16 protein-coding genes are annotated in these 17538 nt (G+C 61.4%); 5 read left to right on the forward strand and 11 right to left on the reverse strand.

Going from position 1 to position 17538, the window contains the following annotated elements:
* Positions 1-880: 880 nt before the first annotated feature.
* Entirely contained in the window at positions 881-4480 is a 3600-nt protein-coding gene (locus tag P3T40_RS05075) for an indolepyruvate ferredoxin oxidoreductase family protein (protein ID WP_429266575.1), read from the reverse strand.
* A gap of 377 nt (positions 4481-4857) precedes the next feature.
* On the opposite strand from P3T40_RS05075, the gene P3T40_RS05080 reads away from it, so the two are divergent.
* Positions 4858-5052, forward strand: coding sequence for a hypothetical protein (locus P3T40_RS05080; RefSeq protein WP_429266576.1), 195 nt, complete (start codon positions 4858-4860; stop codon positions 5050-5052).
* 254 nt (positions 5053-5306) lie between these two features.
* On the opposite strand, the gene hppD is transcribed toward P3T40_RS05080, so the two are convergent.
* Positions 5307-6404, reverse strand: a complete 1098-nt coding sequence (gene hppD / locus P3T40_RS05085) for a 4-hydroxyphenylpyruvate dioxygenase (protein ID WP_429266577.1) — start codon at positions 6402-6404, stop codon at positions 5307-5309.
* 163 nt (positions 6405-6567) lie between these two features.
* On the opposite strand from hppD, the gene P3T40_RS05090 reads away from it, so the two are divergent.
* Positions 6568-7086, forward strand: a complete 519-nt coding sequence (locus P3T40_RS05090) for an Lrp/AsnC family transcriptional regulator (protein ID WP_429266578.1) — start codon at positions 6568-6570, stop codon at positions 7084-7086.
* A 133-nt stretch (positions 7087-7219) separates the two neighbouring features.
* On the opposite strand, the gene P3T40_RS05095 is transcribed toward P3T40_RS05090, so the two are convergent.
* From P3T40_RS05095 to paaA, 8 genes are all read right to left on the reverse strand, one after another.
* A complete protein-coding gene (locus P3T40_RS05095) occupies positions 7220-7888 on the reverse strand; it encodes a GNAT family N-acetyltransferase (RefSeq protein WP_429266579.1) in 669 nt (222 codons plus the stop codon).
* A gap of 240 nt (positions 7889-8128) precedes the next feature.
* Positions 8129-8734, reverse strand: a complete 606-nt coding sequence (locus P3T40_RS05100; protein WP_429266580.1) for a TetR/AcrR family transcriptional regulator — start codon at positions 8732-8734, stop codon at positions 8129-8131.
* A 14-nt stretch (positions 8735-8748) separates the two neighbouring features.
* A complete protein-coding gene (locus P3T40_RS05105; protein ID WP_429266581.1) occupies positions 8749-9561 on the reverse strand; it encodes a DUF1835 domain-containing protein in 813 nt (270 codons plus the stop codon).
* Positions 9562-9710: 149 nt separating this feature from the next.
* Positions 9711-10799: a 1,2-phenylacetyl-CoA epoxidase subunit PaaE gene (gene paaE / locus P3T40_RS05110; protein ID WP_429266582.1), complete on the reverse strand. Its 1089-nt coding sequence runs from the start codon at positions 10797-10799 to the stop codon at positions 9711-9713.
* Between the two features lies 1 nt (position 10800).
* Positions 10801-11349, reverse strand: a complete 549-nt coding sequence (paaD, locus tag P3T40_RS05115) for a 1,2-phenylacetyl-CoA epoxidase subunit PaaD (protein ID WP_429266583.1) — start codon at positions 11347-11349, stop codon at positions 10801-10803.
* 10 nt (positions 11350-11359) lie between these two features.
* The gene (gene paaC, locus P3T40_RS05120; protein WP_429266584.1) at positions 11360-12163 is read right to left on the reverse strand and encodes a 1,2-phenylacetyl-CoA epoxidase subunit PaaC; all 804 of its coding nucleotides are present in this window, start codon (positions 12161-12163) and stop codon (positions 11360-11362) included.
* Between the two features lie 7 nt (positions 12164-12170).
* Complete coding sequence (paaB, locus tag P3T40_RS05125; protein WP_429266585.1) at positions 12171-12467, reverse strand: 1,2-phenylacetyl-CoA epoxidase subunit PaaB; 297 nt, start codon at positions 12465-12467, stop codon at positions 12171-12173.
* Positions 12468-12549: 82 nt separating this feature from the next.
* Complete coding sequence (gene paaA / locus P3T40_RS05130; RefSeq protein WP_429266586.1) at positions 12550-13548, reverse strand: 1,2-phenylacetyl-CoA epoxidase subunit PaaA; 999 nt, start codon at positions 13546-13548, stop codon at positions 12550-12552.
* Between the two features lie 174 nt (positions 13549-13722).
* On the opposite strand from paaA, the gene P3T40_RS05135 reads away from it, so the two are divergent.
* The 3 genes from P3T40_RS05135 to P3T40_RS05145 all read left to right on the forward strand — a co-directional run bounded on the left by P3T40_RS05135 (position 13723) and on the right by P3T40_RS05145 (position 17167).
* Positions 13723-14028 carry a DUF2628 domain-containing protein gene (locus P3T40_RS05135; protein ID WP_429266587.1) on the forward strand — a complete coding sequence of 102 codons (306 nt, stop codon included), beginning with the start codon at positions 13723-13725 and terminating at the stop codon, positions 14026-14028.
* 145 nt (positions 14029-14173) lie between these two features.
* On the forward strand, positions 14174-15796 hold the full coding sequence (locus tag P3T40_RS05140; protein WP_429266588.1) for an NAD(P)/FAD-dependent oxidoreductase: 1623 nt from the start codon (positions 14174-14176) through the stop codon (positions 15794-15796).
* A 105-nt stretch (positions 15797-15901) separates the two neighbouring features.
* Positions 15902-17167 (forward strand): SGNH/GDSL hydrolase family protein, encoded by a 1266-nt coding sequence (locus P3T40_RS05145; protein ID WP_429266589.1) that lies wholly within the window; start codon positions 15902-15904, stop codon positions 17165-17167.
* A 110-nt stretch (positions 17168-17277) separates the two neighbouring features.
* Here P3T40_RS05145 and P3T40_RS05150 read toward each other — a convergent pair.
* On the reverse strand, positions 17278-17538 hold a 261-nt coding region (locus tag P3T40_RS05150), incomplete at its 5' end, for a hypothetical protein (RefSeq protein ID WP_429266590.1).

Raw genomic sequence — 17538 nt, forward strand, 5'->3', positions numbered from 1 at the left:
TCGGGAGGCAGTGTTGCCACGGAGTCTTATGAGGGCGCGCCATCTTTAAGAATGCTCTTATTCGTTCCTGTGTCGAGAATTTGTAAAGTTACTTCTGAAGCGCGGCACATCACATCGATAGACGACGGGACGCCCTTCTGGCCGACACGCTTCGACGCGTCCCAGGCACAGCGCTTCATCCAGTTTCGTAGTAGCGGTAGCTGTAGTAGTTGATGGTAGCAATGGGTAGTAGTTGTAGAGGCAGGTGAAGGTGTTGTGAAGTAGTGTGGGTAGTTGATGGTTGTAGTAGCAGTCGTAGATGAAGTTGTAGTGGGTAGTTGTAGTTCCTGCGTTGTAGATGGTTGAAGTGGCAGTAGTTGTAGATGAAGGTGTGGTGAGTAGTTGTAGTTCCAGTGTTGTAGGTGGTTGAAGTGGCAGTAGTCGTAGATGAAGGTGTAGTGGGTAGTTGTAGTTCGTAGTTGTAGATGGTTGAAGTAGCAGTAGTCGTAGATGAAGTTGTAGTGGGTAGTTGTAGTTCCTGCGTTGTAGATGGTTGAAGTAGCAGTAGTCGCAAAATGAAGTTGCGGTATCCGATAAGCAGTACGTAGTAAGTAGTGTGTTGTAAGTAGTTGATGGGTGAAGCAATAGTAAGTAGTAAGTCGTAAGTGAAGTTGCTGTAAGTCGTGTTGGTGTTGTAAGTGGTAGTAGTGGTGGTAGCAGTACCGCCCGTTCCCGCGCTTTAGTTTCATGCGTGGGCCACAGGCAAAAAAAGGCGGCTGTCCTTGCGGGCAGCCGCCTTTTCCATTTCCATGTACCGCCTCGTGTTCGGGCTGTCGGCTATCAGACGCGCACCCGATAGCCGCGACCGCGGGCGCCCACATCCAGCGCCCGTAATCTCCGATCAGGCAGCGTGTTGTGCCTGATCGCCTTGCGGAGAGCGCCAGCGAGCCAGCAAGTCCCGCCACTTCACGCGCACGCCCTTGAGGTTGTTTTCCTTCACGTGTCCATAGCCGCGGATACCGTCCGGCAGGTTCGCCAGTTCGACTGCCAGTGCGTGTTTTTGCACGCTCAGGCCGCCGATCAGTTCATGCACCAGTGCCTCATACTCACCGATCAGCGCACGCTCGGTGCGACGTTCCTCCGTCTTGCCGAACACATCGAACGCCGTGCCTCGCAGGAACTTGAGCTTCGCGAGCACGCGCATGGCGCTGAGGATCCACGGTCCGTACTTCTTCTTGATCAGATGACCGTGTGCGTCCTTCTTCGAGAAAGCCGGCGGCGCGAGATGGATGTTGACCTTCCAGTCACCCTCGAAACTTGCCTTCAGCTTTTCGATGAACGCCGGATCGGCGTACAGGCGTGCGACTTCGTACTCGTCCTTGTAAGCCATCAGCTTGTGGAGGTTCTTCGCCACCGCTTCGGTCAACGGCAGTTGACCGTCTCCGACGTCGAGCGCCGATTCCGCCACCCGCACCTGCGCCACCAGTTCGCGATAGCGTGTTGCGTAGGCGTCGTCTTGCCATGCGCTCAGGTAGTCGGCCCGCTTGTCGATCAGCGTATCGAGCGCCTTCGGCGTGTGCAGCGAGATGATCTTGCTGCTGGCGGTCTCGGCGGTAGCGCTGCGCCCTTGCGACTGCGTGAGTTGGCGCACCGCAGCGAGGTCGTGCGCGGCACGGCGGCCCCATTCGAAGGCCGCACGGTTCTTCTCGACCTGCACCGCGTTCAGTTCGATCGCACGCATCAGCGATTCGTACATCAGCGGCACCCAGCCCTTTTGCCACGCGTAGCCGAGCACGAACGGGTTCGCGTAGATCGCATCGCCGAGTAACGCGACGGCGAAGTGGTTGGCGTCGATCGCATCGACTCCGGCATCGCCCGCACCCAGGCGCACGTCCGATTCCGCGTCGGCGCCGGGGAATTGCCAGTTCGGGTTCTTGATGAAGGCGGCGGTCGGCGTACGCGCGCTGTTCAGCACGACACGCGTGCGTCCCACCTGCATCCGCGAGACGCATTCGTCGCTGGCCGTGACGATGGCGTCACAACCGATCACGAGACTCGCTTCACCCATGGCGATGCGCGTCGCGTGGATGTCGGCGGGCTGATTCGAGATCTGTACGTGGCTCATCACGGCACCGCCCTTCTGCGCGAGGCCAGTGACGTCGAGCACCGTCACACCCTTGTTCTCGAGATGAGCGGCCATACCCAGCAGCGCGCCGATTGTCACGACGCCCGTGCCACCCACACCGGTCACGAGCACACCATACGGCCGCTCGATCGACGGCAACTCAGGCGCCGGCACTGGCGGCATGGCATCGGCCGTCGCGCCTGATGATGCCTTGGGCTTGCGCAACTGTCCGCCTTCGACCGAGACGAAGCTCGGGCAGAAGCCGTTCACGCACGAAAAGTCCTTGTTGCAGGTGGACTGATTGATCTGGCGCTTGGTGCCGTATTCGGTGTCCAGCGGTTCGACCGACAGACAGTTGGACTTCACCGAGCAGTCGCCGCAGCCTTCGCAAACGGCTTCGTTGATCACCACGCGGCGCGCCGGGTCTGGATAGGTGCCGCGTTTGCGGCGGCGGCGTTTTTCGGTGGCGCAGGTCTGGTCGTAGATCAGGATCGACGTACCGGCAATTTCGCGCAACGCGCGCTGCACGTCGTCGAGCTGGTCGCGGTGATGGACTGTGATGCCAGGGGCGAGGCCGACGTTGGCGTTGTACTTCTCCGGTTCGTCGGTGACGATCACGATCTTCGACGCGCCTTCGGCGGCGAGCTGATGCGTGATCTGCGGCACGGTCAACACACCATCGACCGGCTGGCCACCCGTCATCGCCACCGCGTCGTTATAGAGAATCTTGTAGGTGATATTCGCCTTCGACGCGATCGCCGCGCGAATCGCCAGCAGCCCCGAGTGGAAATAGGTGCCGTCGCCGAGGTTGGCGAACACGTGTTTGTCATTCGTGAACGGTGCCTGGCCGATCCACGCGACGCCTTCACCGCCCATCTGGCTGAAGGTGCTGGTGCTGCGGTCCATCCATACGGTCATGTAGTGACAACCGATCCCTGCCATCGCCCGCGAGCCTTCCGGCACGTTGGTCGACGTGTTGTGCGGGCAGCCGGAGCAGAACCACGGCTTGCGTTCGACTTCCACACGTGGCCGGGCCAGGGCTTTTTCCTTCGCTTCGATCACGGCGATACGCGAGGCGATGCGCGCGCGCACGTCGGACGGAAGGTCGAACTTGTCGAGACGGGTGGCGATTGCCTTGGCGATGATCGCCGGCGACAACTCGTAGTGCGCCGGCAGCAGCCAGTTGCCCATCGGCACCGACCATTCCCCGCCCGCGCCGTCCTTCTCGTCGAACTTGCCGAACACACGCGGACGCTGTGCGTCCGGCCAGTTGTATAACTCTTCCTTGATCGCATACTCGAGGATCTGACGCTTTTCCTCGACCACCAGAATTTCTTTGAGGCCGTGGGCAAATGCGTGTGCGCCTTGCGCCTCAAGCGGCCACACGCAGCCCACCTTGTAGAGGCGAATGCCGATGCGCGAACAGGTTTCGTCGTCGAGGCCGAGGTCGGTCAGCGCCTGACGTACGTCGAGATAGGCCTTGCCGGCCGTCATGATGCCAAAGCGCGCGTCCTGCGAATCAATCTCCACGCGGTCGAGCTTGTTGGCGCGGACGTAGGCCAGCGCGGCGTACCACTTGTAGTCGAGCAGGCGTGCTTCCTGTACGAGCGGCGGATCGGGCCAGCGGATATTCAGGCCGCCTTCGGGCATGGCGAAATCTTCCGGCAGGATGATTTTCGTGCGATGCGGATCGATATCCACCGAAGCCGACGATTCCACCACGTCGGTCACGCACTTCATCGCGACCCACAGGCCGGAGTAGCGGCTCATGGCCCAGCCGTGCAGGCCGAAGTCGAGATATTCCTGCACGTTCGACGGGAACAGCACCGGCAGGCCACAGGCCTTGAACATATGTTCGGACTGGTGCGCGAGCGTTGAGGACTTGGCGGCATGGTCGTCGCCGGCGAGCACGAGGACGCCGCCATGTTGCGACGAACCGGCCGAATTGCCGTGCTTCAGCACGTCGCCGGAACGGTCGACGCCTGGCCCTTTGCCATACCACATCGAGAACACGCCATCGAATTTGGCGTTCGGATACAGGTTGACCTGCTGCGAGCCCCATACGGCGGTGGCGGCGAGGTCTTCATTGACGCCGGGCTGGAACACGACCTGGTGTGCGGCGAGATGTTGTTTCGCCTTCCACAGCGACTGGTCGAGACCGCCAAGCGGAGACCCGCGATAGCCGGAAATGAAACCGGCGGTATTGAGCCCTGCGGCCTTGTCACGTTCCTGTTGCAGCATCGGCAGGCGCACGAGTGCCTGAATACCGCTCATGTACGCGCGACCGCGTTCGAGCGTGTATTTGTCGTCGAGCGTGACGGAATTTAGCGCGGCTTCGAGCGAGGTTCGCTGACCAGCGTCTAGCGGGGCATTCATATATGTGTACTCCTCCACCCTGTTTGGGATCACCAAAACTTGTTGGCCGTGGCATCTTTTGGATGCTTGGACCGGGGTCGCAATATTGACGTGTTTTAAGGGATGGTAGCACTGGGAGAAACCCGCCGCAGGGCGTCCAGTCTGCCGTCGTGCGGCGCGCATTCCTGATTGTTGAGGGCGCGTCTGGTTACGAGGCGATGACAGTGCAGCATCCAATTGAAATCTTTGCTGTGTCTTCTGTAACAAGCTGTAAAAGCTTCAAACTTGCGGAACCGCACTTGAGAGCCCTGTCTAACCAGCCACCTGTGCACGTGTCTGCGCAACGCTCCGCGGTTGGCGGAGCTTCACGACGACAGGCAGTCAGAAAAGGAGTACGCATGAACACCAGAAACATCCAGACCTTCCTGATGGTCTCGGCCGCATTTTTTGCAATGAGCGCCCCGGTTCGCCCAGGCAGCGCACGGACGCTCGCAAACGCAGTCACTCACACCGTGCAGGTTGCGCCGGTGAGCCTCGCTTCGGAACGCATCAAGCTATCGAGCGAGTCCGACGAAGACGAGCAGGCTTCCTGATGGGCCGCTAAGGCGACCTGTCGATCCATTTCTTGCCGTCGCTGGAAGCTGGGCGGCGGCGTAAACAACGAAGGGCGAGGATCTTACGATCCCCGCCCTTTTCTTTTAGCGCCGTGCCATTTTAACCGGCGACCGTCTGACTGGCTTTATGTGACAGCCTCAGGCTCGCGCTACGCGCTTGCTGCTGCGTACAGCAAGCCTGGTCGGCCCTCGGATTGTGTTGTCCGGTCGCGTTCGGCACAGCACTGGAGGTTTTACACCTTGTCTTGCACTACACCGCGGCGAATCTGGTCCAGCTCGATCGACTCGAACAACGCCTTGAAGTTGCCTTCGCCGAAGCCCTGATTGCCCTTGCGCTGAATGATCTCGAAGAAGATCGGGCCAATCTGGTTTTCGGTGAAGATTTGCAGCAACAGATCTTCCGGCGCGCCGTCGATCAGGATCTTGCGCTTGCGCAACTCGTCGAGCGGCTCGCCGTGATTCGGCACGCGGCGATCGACCAGTTCATAGTACGTGTCGATCGTATCGAGCAGCGAGATCTTCGATTCGCGCAGTCCATCAACGGTGCGGTAAATATCGTTGCTGCCGAGCGCGATGTGCTGGATGCCTTCGCCGTGATACGCGTCGAGGTATTCCTGGATCTGGCCGGCCGTCTCCGAGCCTTCTTCGTTGATCGGAATGCGGATCTTGCCGCAAGGTGAAGTCATCGCCTTCGACTTCACGCCGGTCACCTTGCCTTCGATGTCGAAGTAGCGCACCTCGCGGAAATTGAACAGGCGCTCGTAGAACTCCGCCCATTCCTGCATGCGGCCACGGTGCACGTTGTGCGTTAGGTGGTCGATGTAGGTGAGGCCGTGACCGACCGGGTTCGGATCGGCACCAGGGATGGGCACGAAATCGACGTCGTAGATGCTGATATCGCCGATGCTGTTCGGCACCACGCCGTTCTTGCCGCGCCAGCGGTCCACGAAGTAGATCAGCGAATCGCCGACGCCCTTGATCGCGGGGATGTTCAGCTCCATCGGGCCAGTCTTGTTGTCGAAGCCCCATGCGCCTTTTTCGAGCGCCTGCTTGTAAGCCATGGCGGCGTCCTGCACGCGGAAGCCAATGGCGCAGATCGACGGGCCATGCAGCCGCGTGAAGCGTTGTGCGAACGAATCCGGCTCCGCGTTGACGATGAAGTTGATCTCGCCCTGGCGATACAGCGTCACGTCCTTGTGACGATGCCGCGCGATCGCGGTAAAGCCCATCTGTTCGAACAGCTTGCCGAGCGCCTTGGGATCCGGGGCGGTGTACTCGATGAATTCAAAGCCGTCGGTGCCGACGGGGTTATCCCAGGTTTGAACCTGCATGTCTGTCTCCTCTGATCCCATGCAAAGCTAAGGGCGCGCGCACGGAGCGCGACGGAATGACGCAAGTGTAAAGGGTGGTATGCGGCGGAAACTTGCGAATTTAATCGCGCTTGCGTAGGCTGGCGCTACTTCATAGCTCAAATATAGACTCAGGTGGCAGAAAATGGCCAATATCGAGATGGACGCGATTGACCGGCGGATTCTCACCATCCTGCAGGAAAACGGCAGGCTGTCGAATCAGGAGATTGCGGAACGGGTGAGCCTGTCGCCCAGCCCTTGTCTGCGGCGCATTCGCCGGCTGGAGGAGAGCGGGGTGATTCGCGGCTACGTTGCGTTGCTCGACGCGCAGCGGCTCGGCCTCGATTTGCTCGCCTATGTGAATGTGCGGCTGGAAAAGCGCGGTGTTCCGGCACTCAGCCCGCGTGGCGACGGCACGCCTGCCCGGGCAGGCGCGACGCATGCTGAACTCTTCCGCGCCGCAGTGCAGGCCTGGCCGGAAGTGGTCGCCTGCCACGCAATGACGGGGGATACGGATTACCTGCTACGCGTGCAGGTGGAGGATATGGCGCACTTTTCGCGCTTCGTGCAAGACCGGTTGCTGCACCATCCGTCGGTGATCGACGTGAAGTCGAGTTTTTCGCTCGAGACCTTCAAGGAGACAACGGCGTTGCCGATTTTATGAGTTGATCAGATAGGCGCCGCACGGCACCGCGCTGTTGTATGGCGCGCCACCAGCGACGTCCCGGATAAGTCCGGGCGGTGCAAAAGGAAAAGGGCGGCCAAGCCGCCCTTTTCCTATTTGATGCAGGTGCCGCTTATGCAGCCACAGCCGCAGGGAGGAACGATTCAAAAATCTTCGATGCCTGACGCGCCTGACGTTTCAACGCATAGTCGAACACGGCGGCTTGCTCCTGCAGCATTTCGGCAATGATGCTCGACTGGTCGGCCGGCGGCAGCGTCAGATACGCGTCGGCTTCGCCATACGAGTATTCGATCTTCATGCCCGCCTTCTTGGCGATGTGCATCATCGTCGAGTTGCGCGACAGGCAGTGCATATAGAGCATCGTGACGTGCGTATTCCGGCTGCGAATGGCGGCACGCTCGAACAGCTTGCTGCCGATACCCTGGCCGCGCACGCTTTCCAGCACCGACACGCCGAACTCGGCAGTGCGCTTGTCGCCTTCCACGGGCAGATAGGCGAGGTGCCCGACGCCGACCAGTTGCAACTGGTTGTCGAAAACGCCGAACACGGTGTCGCGGGTGAAATCGATGGAGCGCACGTAGTTTTCGATCACGTGGTCCGGCACGATCTGGCCGAAGCGCAGCAGCCGGTCGTCTTCATCCAGCGCGAGGAAGTGTGTCAGCAGGCGTTCGCGGTCGACCGCAGTCAGTTCCCGCACCAGAGCATGCGCGCGACCGGTCGCCTGCAACAGGCGATCGGGTGTGACGATCGGCTCGGCGGCGCGAGTAGAGAGCGTGGTCATGGTTGGGTTCTCCTATTAATCAAGCGGCATGGTGCACCGCAAGACCAATTCTATCGGAAACGCCATCCCATAACTAGGGAAAACCCGTATCTCAATTCGACGTTCAGTTCTACTTTGTTGCGAACCTATTTTTATGCGATTGATTATTAAGGTTTATCTATATTGCATGTGTAATGCTGAAGCCTGTGGTCCATAGACAACTCTTTCTTCCGAAGAATGTTGCTGTGCAACAGGATATCGTTACTCGGCCGCCCTCAGCCCATGGTCGACCATCTCGACAACCTGCTCGGCGAATTCCCGATAGCCCATCCGGCCGCCAGGTTTCAGCCACGTGAAGGTCCAGTTGATCATGCCGAACACCATCATCGTCAGCGCCGTCTGGTTTTCGCGGGTGGCGCGCTCCGGATAGGCGCGTGTCAACTGGCGCGCAAACGCCGCCACGACGTCACGCTGGCGGTTCAGGACGATCTCGCGCTGCGCGTCGACCAGGTACTTGACGTCGTTCAGCAGCGCGACGTGCCGGCTGTGCGAATTTTCATATTCGGAGAGAAACGCGCGGATCAGTTCGGCGAAGGTTTCGCGCTCGGTCAGCCCGCGCCGCTGGCTCGCGCCTTCTACCTCCGCAATGATCAGCATCAGCCGCTTCGTGTAGCGGTCGAGCAGGTCGAACAGGATCGCTTCCTTGCTTTCGTAATAGTGGTACAGGCGCGCTTTGGAGGTGCCGCTCGCGGCGGCCAGATCGGCCATCGAGGTGCTCGGATAGCTTGTCTGGGCGAACTTGGCCGCGGCCAGTTCGAGGATCTGGTCGCGCTGGGTTTCGTGGTCGGGGGCGCGGGTGCGGGCCATGGTCCTTGGGATCCTTAGCTTGAACAGGTGGAAAGGGCCGCGCGCAACTCCAGCGCGCGCCATCCGGAGGCGTTGCCGCGCAGGCTGACCCGCCCGCTCGCGGCAAGCTCGCGAAAGCGCCACAGCACAAGGCTGTCGCTGACAAGGAAGCCCTGATCGGTGACCATCAACTGCGCGGCGATGCGGGCGGCGGGCTGCCACGTGTCGCTGGCGTGCTCGAGGATCAGCGTGTCCAGGTCGCCGAAGGTGCCGCTGCTAAAGGTGTTGTCGCGCCAGCGGCGAGTTTCGCCGTTCGCCTGCTTGACCTCCTGCCATTCCAAGGCGAGGCGGCTGATGCGCAGCACCGAGATCGGTGCAACGTGCGGGAGCCGCGTCTGCAGGACGTCGGCTGCGAACATGCCAACCGACGTGGCGCGGCCCGCCCGGCTGTGGGCGAAGGCGCCGGGATCGGTGAGGTCGCGGATCGAGAGGCGGACTTCGTTCAGGCGCTGCGGGCTGTTGCGCAAGTGGTAGCAGACCCGGCGCAGGGTCAACTGGTCTGCGGCACTTTCGCCGTGCCAGACGACCACCTGCGTAGCAGCGGCCGCAACCTGCTCCAGGACCATTGCCTGTTCGCTGAACTCACGCAGGAAATTGCGCGGTGCGCCGTCCATTACGCGTTGCCAGAACTCCGCGCGCACCTCGGGCGTGTCGTCGACGCCGCGCAGCGGGCCGACCGCAAGGTCGTCGCGCAACGCCTGCACGTGATCGTTGCGTCCTGCCTGTTGCAGGGCGGTTCGCAGGGAGTCGGCGGCAACATCGCCGTTGGTCAGGTGGATCGTGCTCATCGACAGCTCGCAGGCAAATCAGTCACAAAAAGGGCCGCTTGGCGAGCGGAACCGGGTCCCGATCGCGAGCGGCCCCTAGTGTAAGCGGATCGCGGGTGAGCTGAAAGCGCTCAGGCGTGCATCGTGGAAGATGGACGCCCGAATGTTGCTCAACGTTCGTCGTAGCTGACCACGACCCGGTCGCTCACCGGATGGCACTGACACGTCAGCACGAAACCGTCGCGGATTTCGTGTTCTTCCAGCGTGTAGTTCTTTTCCATCCGCACTTCGCCTTCAAGCACCTTCGCGCGGCACGTGCAGCACACGCCGCCTTTGCATGCATAGGGCAGCGCGAGTCCCGCCTTCAGGCCGACGTCCAGTACGCTGACGCCCTGGTAAGGCAGACGCAGCTTGCGCTTCTTGCCGTCGAGGACGATTTCGAGGTCGGCCGCCGGCGTGTCTTCGGTGATCTCGACAGGCGGAACCCCGGCCTGCGGCAACGGTGAGCCGAAGCGTTCGACGTGAATGCTCTCATGCGGCACGCCCGCGGCCTTCAGTGCGGCCTCCGCGGCGTCCATCATCGGCGCGGGGCCGCAGATAAACGCCTCGTCGATGGCCTCGGGGGGCACCAGGTTCTCGATGAACGCTGCGCACTTTTGCTGATCGAGCACGCCATTGAACAGCTCGACATCCTGCAGATCGTCCGACAACACGTGGTACAGCACAAACCGGTTCATGAAGCGGTTCTTCAGGTCCTCGAGCTCTTCGGCGAACATGATCTGGTCGACGCTGCGATTACCGTAGACCAGCGTGAAGGTGCTGCGCGGCTCGATCTCGAGCGTGGTCTTGATGATCGCGAGCACCGGTGTAATGCCCGAGCCGCCGGAAAAGGCGATGTATTGCTGGCCTTGATCCGCATTCAGATGGGTGAAGAAACGGCCGTCGGGCGTCATCACGTCGATGGTGTGGCCGGGCTGCAGGGTATCGAAGGCGAAATTCGAAAAACGGCCGCCCCGTACGCGCTTGATGCCGATGCGCAATTCGCCGTCGCGGTCGTAATCGGTGACGCCAACGCAGATCGAATACGAGCGGCGCGTCTCCTCGCCGTCGATGTGCGTTTTCAGCGTCACGAACTGGCCTTGCGTGAAACGAAATTGCTCGCGCAGTTCAACAGGGACTTCGAAGGCGACCGAGACCGCATCGGCGGTTTCGGGCCGGACTTCGCGGATGCGCAGGGGATGAAATTGCGGGGTGGCCATATCAGTATGGTTTGAAGTAGTCGAAGGGTTCGCGGCAGTCGAGGCAGCGGTACAGCGCCTTGCAGGCCGTTGAGCCGAACTGCGCGAGACGTTCGGTATGAGCCGAGCCACAGCGCGGACAAGCCGGTGCGGGGAGTGCCCTGGGAACGAAGCGAATGACTTTCTCGCCGGGTGCGTCGTGTGCACAGTTGCCGGTAGGCGGCGCAATGCCGTAGGCGCGCAGCTTCTCGCGCGCGTCGGCCGTCATCCAGTCCGTCGTCCAGGCAGGGGCGAGCACGGTGGCGACCCGATACGGCGCAAGCTTCGCCACTTCCAGCGCATGCTCGACGTCTTCGGCGATTTGCGACATCGCCGGGCAACCCGAGTAGGTCGGCGTGATGACGACCTCGAGTACGCCGTCGGCGGCGCGGCGGACGTCGCGCAGAATGCCGAGCTCACGAATTGACACCACCGGAATCTCCGGGTCGGGCACAGTTTCGAGCACGGCCCAAGCGCGCTCCAGCGCGGGGTCGGCGGCCGTCGTGAGGCTTGCGGTCGAGGTCATTGTCATGCTCCGGGGCTTACCAGCTCGCGCCGGGGTGTTGCCGCGCGAGGCTCTGCATCTCGGCGAGCACATAGCCCATGTGTTCCGAGTGCTCGCCATGCTTGCCGGTCGTGATGTGCTTCACCGGTTCTGGCAGCGTGAGCGTGGCTTCGTCGAGCGCGGCGTGCACGTCTTCCTCCCAGCCGGCTTGCAGATCCGCCGTCAGCGGACCGATGCCGGCAGCGGCGATGGTCTCCTCAACGGCGTCCACGCTAAAAAATTCGCGGGTGTAGGGCATCAGGTAGTCGAGCGCGGCCTGCGCGCGGCGGTGCGATTCGTCCGTGCCGTCGCCCAGCCGGACCAGCCATTCGCGCGCGTGATGAACGTGGTAGTGGGTTTCCTTGATCGATTTCGCGGCAATCGCGGCAAGCTGTTCGTCGGTTGAGGTGGTGAGCGCTGTCCAAACGTGCGCCATCAGCATCGAATACAGGAAGTTGCGCGCAATCGTGACTGCGTAATCCTTGTCTGCATGCGTGGTGCCGGCGAGCGGTCCGTAGTGCGGCAGCTCGGCGAGCGTGTAGTTGGCGAATTCGCGCTCGGCACGGAAATACGCGTAGTCGTCCTCGCTCCGGCTTGTGCCAGTGAGCGTCTGCTCGAGCGTCGCGGCATGCGTGTACAGCAAGCGGGCCTGGCCAATCAAGTCGAGGCTCATATTGGCGAGCGCGATGTCCTCTTCGAGGATCGGGCCGTGGCCGCACCACTCGGCATCGCGCTGACCGAGGATCAGAGCGGTGTCCGCGAGGCGCAGGACGTATGAAAGATGTTGGGGCGTAATATTCATGACGCGCTTACATGTGGTTGACTTCGTCGGGGAGCGTGAAGAACGTCGGATGGCGGTAAATCTTGTCGCCGGCCGGTTCGAACAGCTCCGCCTTGTCCTGCGGATCGGACGCGGTGATCGCCGAGGACGGCACCACCCAGAGGCTCACGCCTTCCTGGCGCCGCGTGTAGACGTCGCGCGCCATGCGCAGCGCCATCGGCGCGTCGGCCGCGTGCAGACTGCCGCAGTGCTTATGGTCGAGGCCCTGCTTGCTGCGCACGAACACTTCCCAAATCGGCCATTCCTTGTTCACTGACTTGTCCATTCTCGAATCTCCTGAATCTTTCGCTGCAGCTTTTCGCTGCTATCACCAGGCATTGCCTGCGTTGAGCTGATCGTCGCCGGGATTACGCGGCGTGCTGTTGCGCGCGCTGACGCTGCTTTTCCGCGTGTGCGAGGGCGGCTTCGCGTACCCAGGCACCGTCGTTATGGGCTTTCACGCGGGTGGCGAGGCGCTCCCGGTTGCAGGGGCCGTCGCCGTTGACCACGCGCCAGAACTCTTCCCAGTCGATGTCGCCATAGTCATAGTGGCCGCGTGCCTCGTTCCACTTCAGGTCTGCATCCGGCAGCGTGACGCCGAGCACCTTCGCCTGATCCACCGTGGCGTCGACGAACTTCTGACGCAGATCGTCGTTGGAGATACGCTTGATGCCCCATTTCGACGACTGGTTGCTGTGGATTGAGTCCTTGTCGCTCGGGCCGAACATCATCAGTACCGGCCACCACCAGCGGTTCACTGCCTGTTGGACCATCTCGCGCTGCGCTTCGGTGCCTTTCATCATCGACAGCAGCGCGTCGAAACCCTGGCGCTGGTGGAACGACTCTTCCTTGCAGATGCGGATCATCGCGCGGGCGTACGGTCCGTAGGTGCAGCGGCACAGGGGGATCTGGTTCATGATCGCTGCGCCGTCGACCAGCCAGCCGATCACGCCGACATCCGCCCACGTAGGCGTCGGATAATTGAAAATGCTCGAATATTTGGCTTTGCCGGCATGGAGGGCGTCGATTAGCTGATCGCGCGATACCGCGAGCGTTTCTGCCGCGCTATATAGATAGAGACCGTGGCCCGCTTCATCCTGTACTTTGGCTAGCAGGATTGCTTTGCGCTTGAGGCTCGGCGCGCGCGTGATCCAGTTGCCCTCGGGCAGCATCCCCACGATTTCCGAGTGCGCGTGCTGCGAGATTTGCCGCACCAGCGTCTTGCGGTAGGCGTCGGGCATCCAGTCCTGCGGCTCGATTTTGCCGTCGGCCTCCATGACCGCGTCGAAACGTGCCTGCTCGGGCGAACTGGCGGCCGCGTCGAGCGGGGCGACGTTGCCGGGAATGTCGAGGGATTGCGTATACATGGCGAACGCTCTCGTCCGAAGTTGTCTGTGTTCGGCAGTATAAACCAACCGACCGGTCGGTTAATGATTTTTTTGAGAATGATTTTGGGGTGGGTTCAGGCGCCTCAAATGGGTTACGGTGGAGGCCGTTGGCGCGTCACGCGCCGGGACAGATTAAGCGAGGGAAGAACAGAGATGACGGAGCGGATCTTTTTGCGGCACCCGGTGAAGGACGAGACGGTCGAGGTGAGAACCGGCTTTAGTTGGGCTGCCTGCCTGCTGGGTTTCGTCTGGGCATTGATGAAGAGGATGTGGCTCGTCGCGCTGCTGTTGCTGGCGGCGGACCTGGCGATCGGTCTGATCGGCTTTGCGGGTGTGACGGCCGATGTAATCAGTCTGTTGCTCAGCATCGTTTTCGCTGCTTACTGCGGCATGAGAGGCAACCAATGGTATCGCCGCGACCTGGAGCGCAAGGGTTACGTGGTCTTATCGCAGACTTGAAAAGGGCCGGCCCGACAGCCGTGTTTTGACGCGAAATGCGCGCCGCGAGCTTCCCGATCTCAGCCGTTGCCGCCCCTGGCGTGTCGCAGAACCTATAAAATCGCGGATTGGCTGCGTTTTTGCGCCCCTAGCATCCCCGGTACCTATGTTACGTTTAAGCGAAATCAAACTCCCGCTCGATCACCCCGAAAGCGCTCTCGAAGCCGCGATTTTCGCGCGCCTCGCCGAGCTCGGGGTGCCAGCCGACGGGCTCGTCCGCTACACCGTCTTCCGCCGCGCGCATGATGCGCGCAAGCGGGCCGATATCAAGCTGACCTACATCGTCGATGTCGAGGTCAAGGACGAAGCGGCTGTTGTGAAGCGCTTGGCTGATGTGCCACATTGTGGCGTGACGCCTGACATGGAGTATCGCTTTGTCACCAAAGCGCCCGAGCGCATGGCCGGGCCGCGCCCGGTCGTGATCGGCATGGGGCCGTGTGGACTGTTTGCCGGGTTGATCCTCGCGCAAATGGGTTTCCGCCCCATTATTCTCGAGCGCGGTAAGGCTGTGCGCGAGCGCACCAAGGACACCTTCGGCTTGTGGCGCAAGTCGGTGCTCAATCCGGAATCCAACGTGCAGTTCGGCGAAGGCGGTGCCGGGACGTTCTCCGATGGCAAGCTGTACAGCCAGATCAAGGATCCGCATCACTACGGTCGCAAGGTGCTCGACGAGTTCGTCAAGGCGGGCGCGCCGGAAGACATCCTTTATCTGAGCCGGCCGCATATCGGCACCTTCCGCCTCGTCAGCATGGTGGAGAAGATGCGCGCCACCATTCACGAACTCGGCGGCGAAGTGCGGTTCGAAACGCGCGTCGAGGACATTGAGATCGAACAGGGCAAGGTGCGCGCACTGCAGTTGTCCAATGGTGAGACGCTGCCATGCGATCACGTGGTGCTGGCTGTCGGACACAGCGCGCGCGATACCTTCGAAATGCTGCATAAGCGCGGTGTCTACATCGAAGCGAAGCCGTTTTCGCTGGGTTTCCGGATCGAACATCCCCAAGGGCTAATTGACCGGAGCCGCTTTGGCAAATTTGCAGGCCACAAGCAACTCGGCGCCGCAGACTACAAGGTGGTGCATCACTGCAGCAATGGGCGCGCGGTGTACAGCTTCTGCATGTGCCCGGGTGGAACTGTGGTGGCGGCAACCTCGGAGCCGGGTCGCGTGGTGACCAATGGCATGAGCCAGTACTCGCGGGCCGAGCGCAACGCCAACGCCGGCATTGTCGTCGGGATCACGCCTGAGGATTACCCGGGCGGACCGCTCGCCGGCATTGCGTTTCAGCGGAAATGGGAAGAGCGCGCCTTCGAACTGGGAGGTCGGAACTATTGCGCGCCGGGCCAGCGGGTGGGCGACTTTATCGCCGGGCGGCCGTCTACGTCGCTCGGTTCGGTCGTGCCGTCGTACAAGCCGGGCGTGACTCCGACTGATCTCAGCACGGCGCTGCCTGACTATGTGATCGAGGCGATTCGCGAAGCGTTGCCGCAACTGGACAAGAAGATCGCCGGCTTTGCGATGGACGACGCGGTGTTGACCGGGGTTGAGACGCGCACCTCGTCGCCGATCCGGATTCGCCGCAAGGACGATTATCAGAGCATGAACGTCGAAGGTCTTTATCCCGCGGGCGAGGGGGCGGGATACGCCGGCGGCATCTATTCTGCGGCCATCGACGGGATTGAAGTGGCGCAAGCGTTGGCCCTGAGCATGACGTCGGGGCGCGCTGGCTGAGGCTGAGGGACGGCGGGAGGGTTTTAGAGCCAGGCCTGCGGGCATCTGTCACCCGCAGCGATCGATCGGGCACAATGGGCGCTTTGCCTCCAGCCCATTTCCCGAATGACCCTTCGTACTCTGGCCGCTGCATGCGGCGCCGTTTTTCTTGCCCAATTCGCCGTTTCGCCGGCGGCCGTTGCCGCCGATGTGCCTTCGCGCTGGGTCGCGACGTGGGCTACTGCGCTTCAGTCCATTCCTCAGCAGGCCAATTTGCCGCCGCTGTACCGCGCACCACAGGTCGCCGGGCGCACGGTTCGGCAAATCGTCTATCCGACGCTGTCCGGCAATACCGTGCGGATTCACCTCAGCAACGAGTATGGCAACGCGCCGCTTGTCGTCCAGGCGTTGCGCATTGCGCGCTCGGCGAGCGGGGCCGCGCAAAGCAACGCTGGTGTGCCGGTGACGTTTGGCGGCAAGGAATCGGTCACGGTGCCACCCGGCGGCGAACTGGATAGCGACGCGGTTTCGTTCGATATTGTCGCGGGGGCGCCGTATGCCATCAGTTCGTATATGGGGGCGGACCAACGTCTCGTCGCGTGGCATCGCGTGTCCAACCAGGTCAATTACGTTTCTCTACCGGGCAATCACGCTGACGATGCCATGGCCGGGGCTTTTCATCAGCGCTTCACACAGTTCGCATGGGTGACGGGCCTCTCGGTGGAGGCGCCGTCTGCGGCTGCTGTCGCCGCGATCGGCGACTCGATCACAGATGGTATGCGCTCGAGCCTGAATGAGAACCACCGTTGGCCAGACGCCTTCGCGCGCCGGCTGGCGCGGGAGGGTGACCGGTCGACCGCAGTCGTCAATCTGGGCATTAGCGGCAATCGTCTGCTTAATGATTCTCCTTGTTACGGCGACGCGCTGGTTAAGCGTTTCGGGCGGGACGTGCTCGAGCGCCCGGGGGTGAAGACGGCGATCCTGCTGATCGGCATCAACGACATCAACTTTTCTTCCATGCCGCCGCGGGCCGGGTTGGATTGCGATTACCCGCATGCGTCCGTGACGGCGGCCGACCTGATCGCGGGCTACCAGCGCGTGATTGCCGAGGCTCACCGCCATGGCGTCCGCGTATTCGGAGCGACGCTCACGCCGGCCTCGTTGCCGCCGCAGCGTGAAAGCATCCGGCTGGCGGTGAATCAGTGGATTCGGACGACCCGGGCACTCGACGGCGTGGTCGATTTTGACGCGGCACTGCGTGATCCGGCGCAGCCCGATCGTCTGCGTCACGGGTACGACAGCGGCGACAACATTCATCCAAGCGACGCCGGATACGCAGCAATGGCCGAGGCGATTCCGCTGGACGCCGTAGTAAATTCGACTCGGAAGTGACTCGCCAAAAAAACATTTCGGTCAAACCCTTGTCATATGGCTGATGTTCGCCTAATATTCGCCTCCTCGTTTGCGAACGAGCGCCGCTGCCGGAACCAGCGGCCGTAGCGTCAACAACGTTTTAAGCGAAAGCAAAAAATGTTGTTGACGAAGCGAAAAAGATTCTTCATAATCTCGTTTCTCTGCTGCTGATGCAGCGACGCAGAACGAAGCGGTGCCGGGTGGTTGTGATGTTGACAATGCGCGGTACGGTTTTGGTAGTGGATGCGTAATCGATCTTTAAAAATTAACAGCCGATAAGTGTGGGCGCTTGATGGCGACGCGGCGGTGGATCCTTCGGGGTGTGCTGCAAAAGCGAAAGTATCAAGTCT

It is taken from the genome of Paraburkholderia sp. EB58, from assembly GCF_050436665.1.
Taxonomy (GTDB): domain Bacteria; phylum Pseudomonadota; class Gammaproteobacteria; order Burkholderiales; family Burkholderiaceae; genus Paraburkholderia.

Excerpts from the sequence above, each read along its gene's own strand:
- P3T40_RS05075 (WP_429266575.1), bottom strand. The coding sequence starts at position 4,480 with ATGAATGCCCCGCTAGACGCTGGTCAGCGAACCTCGCTCGAAGCCGCG.
- P3T40_RS05080 (WP_429266576.1), top strand. The coding sequence starts at position 4,858 with ATGAACACCAGAAACATCCAGACCTTCCTGATGGTCTCGGCCGCATTT.
- hppD (WP_429266577.1), bottom strand. The coding sequence starts at position 6,404 with ATGCAGGTTCAAACCTGGGATAACCCCGTCGGCACCGACGGCTTTGAA.
- P3T40_RS05090 (WP_429266578.1), top strand. The coding sequence starts at position 6,568 with ATGGCCAATATCGAGATGGACGCGATTGACCGGCGGATTCTCACCATC.
- P3T40_RS05095 (WP_429266579.1), bottom strand. The coding sequence starts at position 7,888 with ATGACCACGCTCTCTACTCGCGCCGCCGAGCCGATCGTCACACCCGAT.
- P3T40_RS05100 (WP_429266580.1), bottom strand. The coding sequence starts at position 8,734 with ATGGCCCGCACCCGCGCCCCCGACCACGAAACCCAGCGCGACCAGATC.
- P3T40_RS05105 (WP_429266581.1), bottom strand. The coding sequence starts at position 9,561 with ATGAGCACGATCCACCTGACCAACGGCGATGTTGCCGCCGACTCCCTG.
- paaE (WP_429266582.1), bottom strand. The coding sequence starts at position 10,799 with ATGGCCACCCCGCAATTTCATCCCCTGCGCATCCGCGAAGTCCGGCCC.
- paaD (WP_429266583.1), bottom strand. The coding sequence starts at position 11,349 with ATGACAATGACCTCGACCGCAAGCCTCACGACGGCCGCCGACCCCGCG.
- paaC (WP_429266584.1), bottom strand. The coding sequence starts at position 12,163 with ATGAATATTACGCCCCAACATCTTTCATACGTCCTGCGCCTCGCGGAC.
- paaB (WP_429266585.1), bottom strand. The coding sequence starts at position 12,467 with ATGGACAAGTCAGTGAACAAGGAATGGCCGATTTGGGAAGTGTTCGTG.
- paaA (WP_429266586.1), bottom strand. The coding sequence starts at position 13,548 with ATGTATACGCAATCCCTCGACATTCCCGGCAACGTCGCCCCGCTCGAC.
- P3T40_RS05135 (WP_429266587.1), top strand. The coding sequence starts at position 13,723 with ATGACGGAGCGGATCTTTTTGCGGCACCCGGTGAAGGACGAGACGGTC.
- P3T40_RS05140 (WP_429266588.1), top strand. The coding sequence starts at position 14,174 with ATGTTACGTTTAAGCGAAATCAAACTCCCGCTCGATCACCCCGAAAGC.
- P3T40_RS05145 (WP_429266589.1), top strand. The coding sequence starts at position 15,902 with ATGACCCTTCGTACTCTGGCCGCTGCATGCGGCGCCGTTTTTCTTGCC.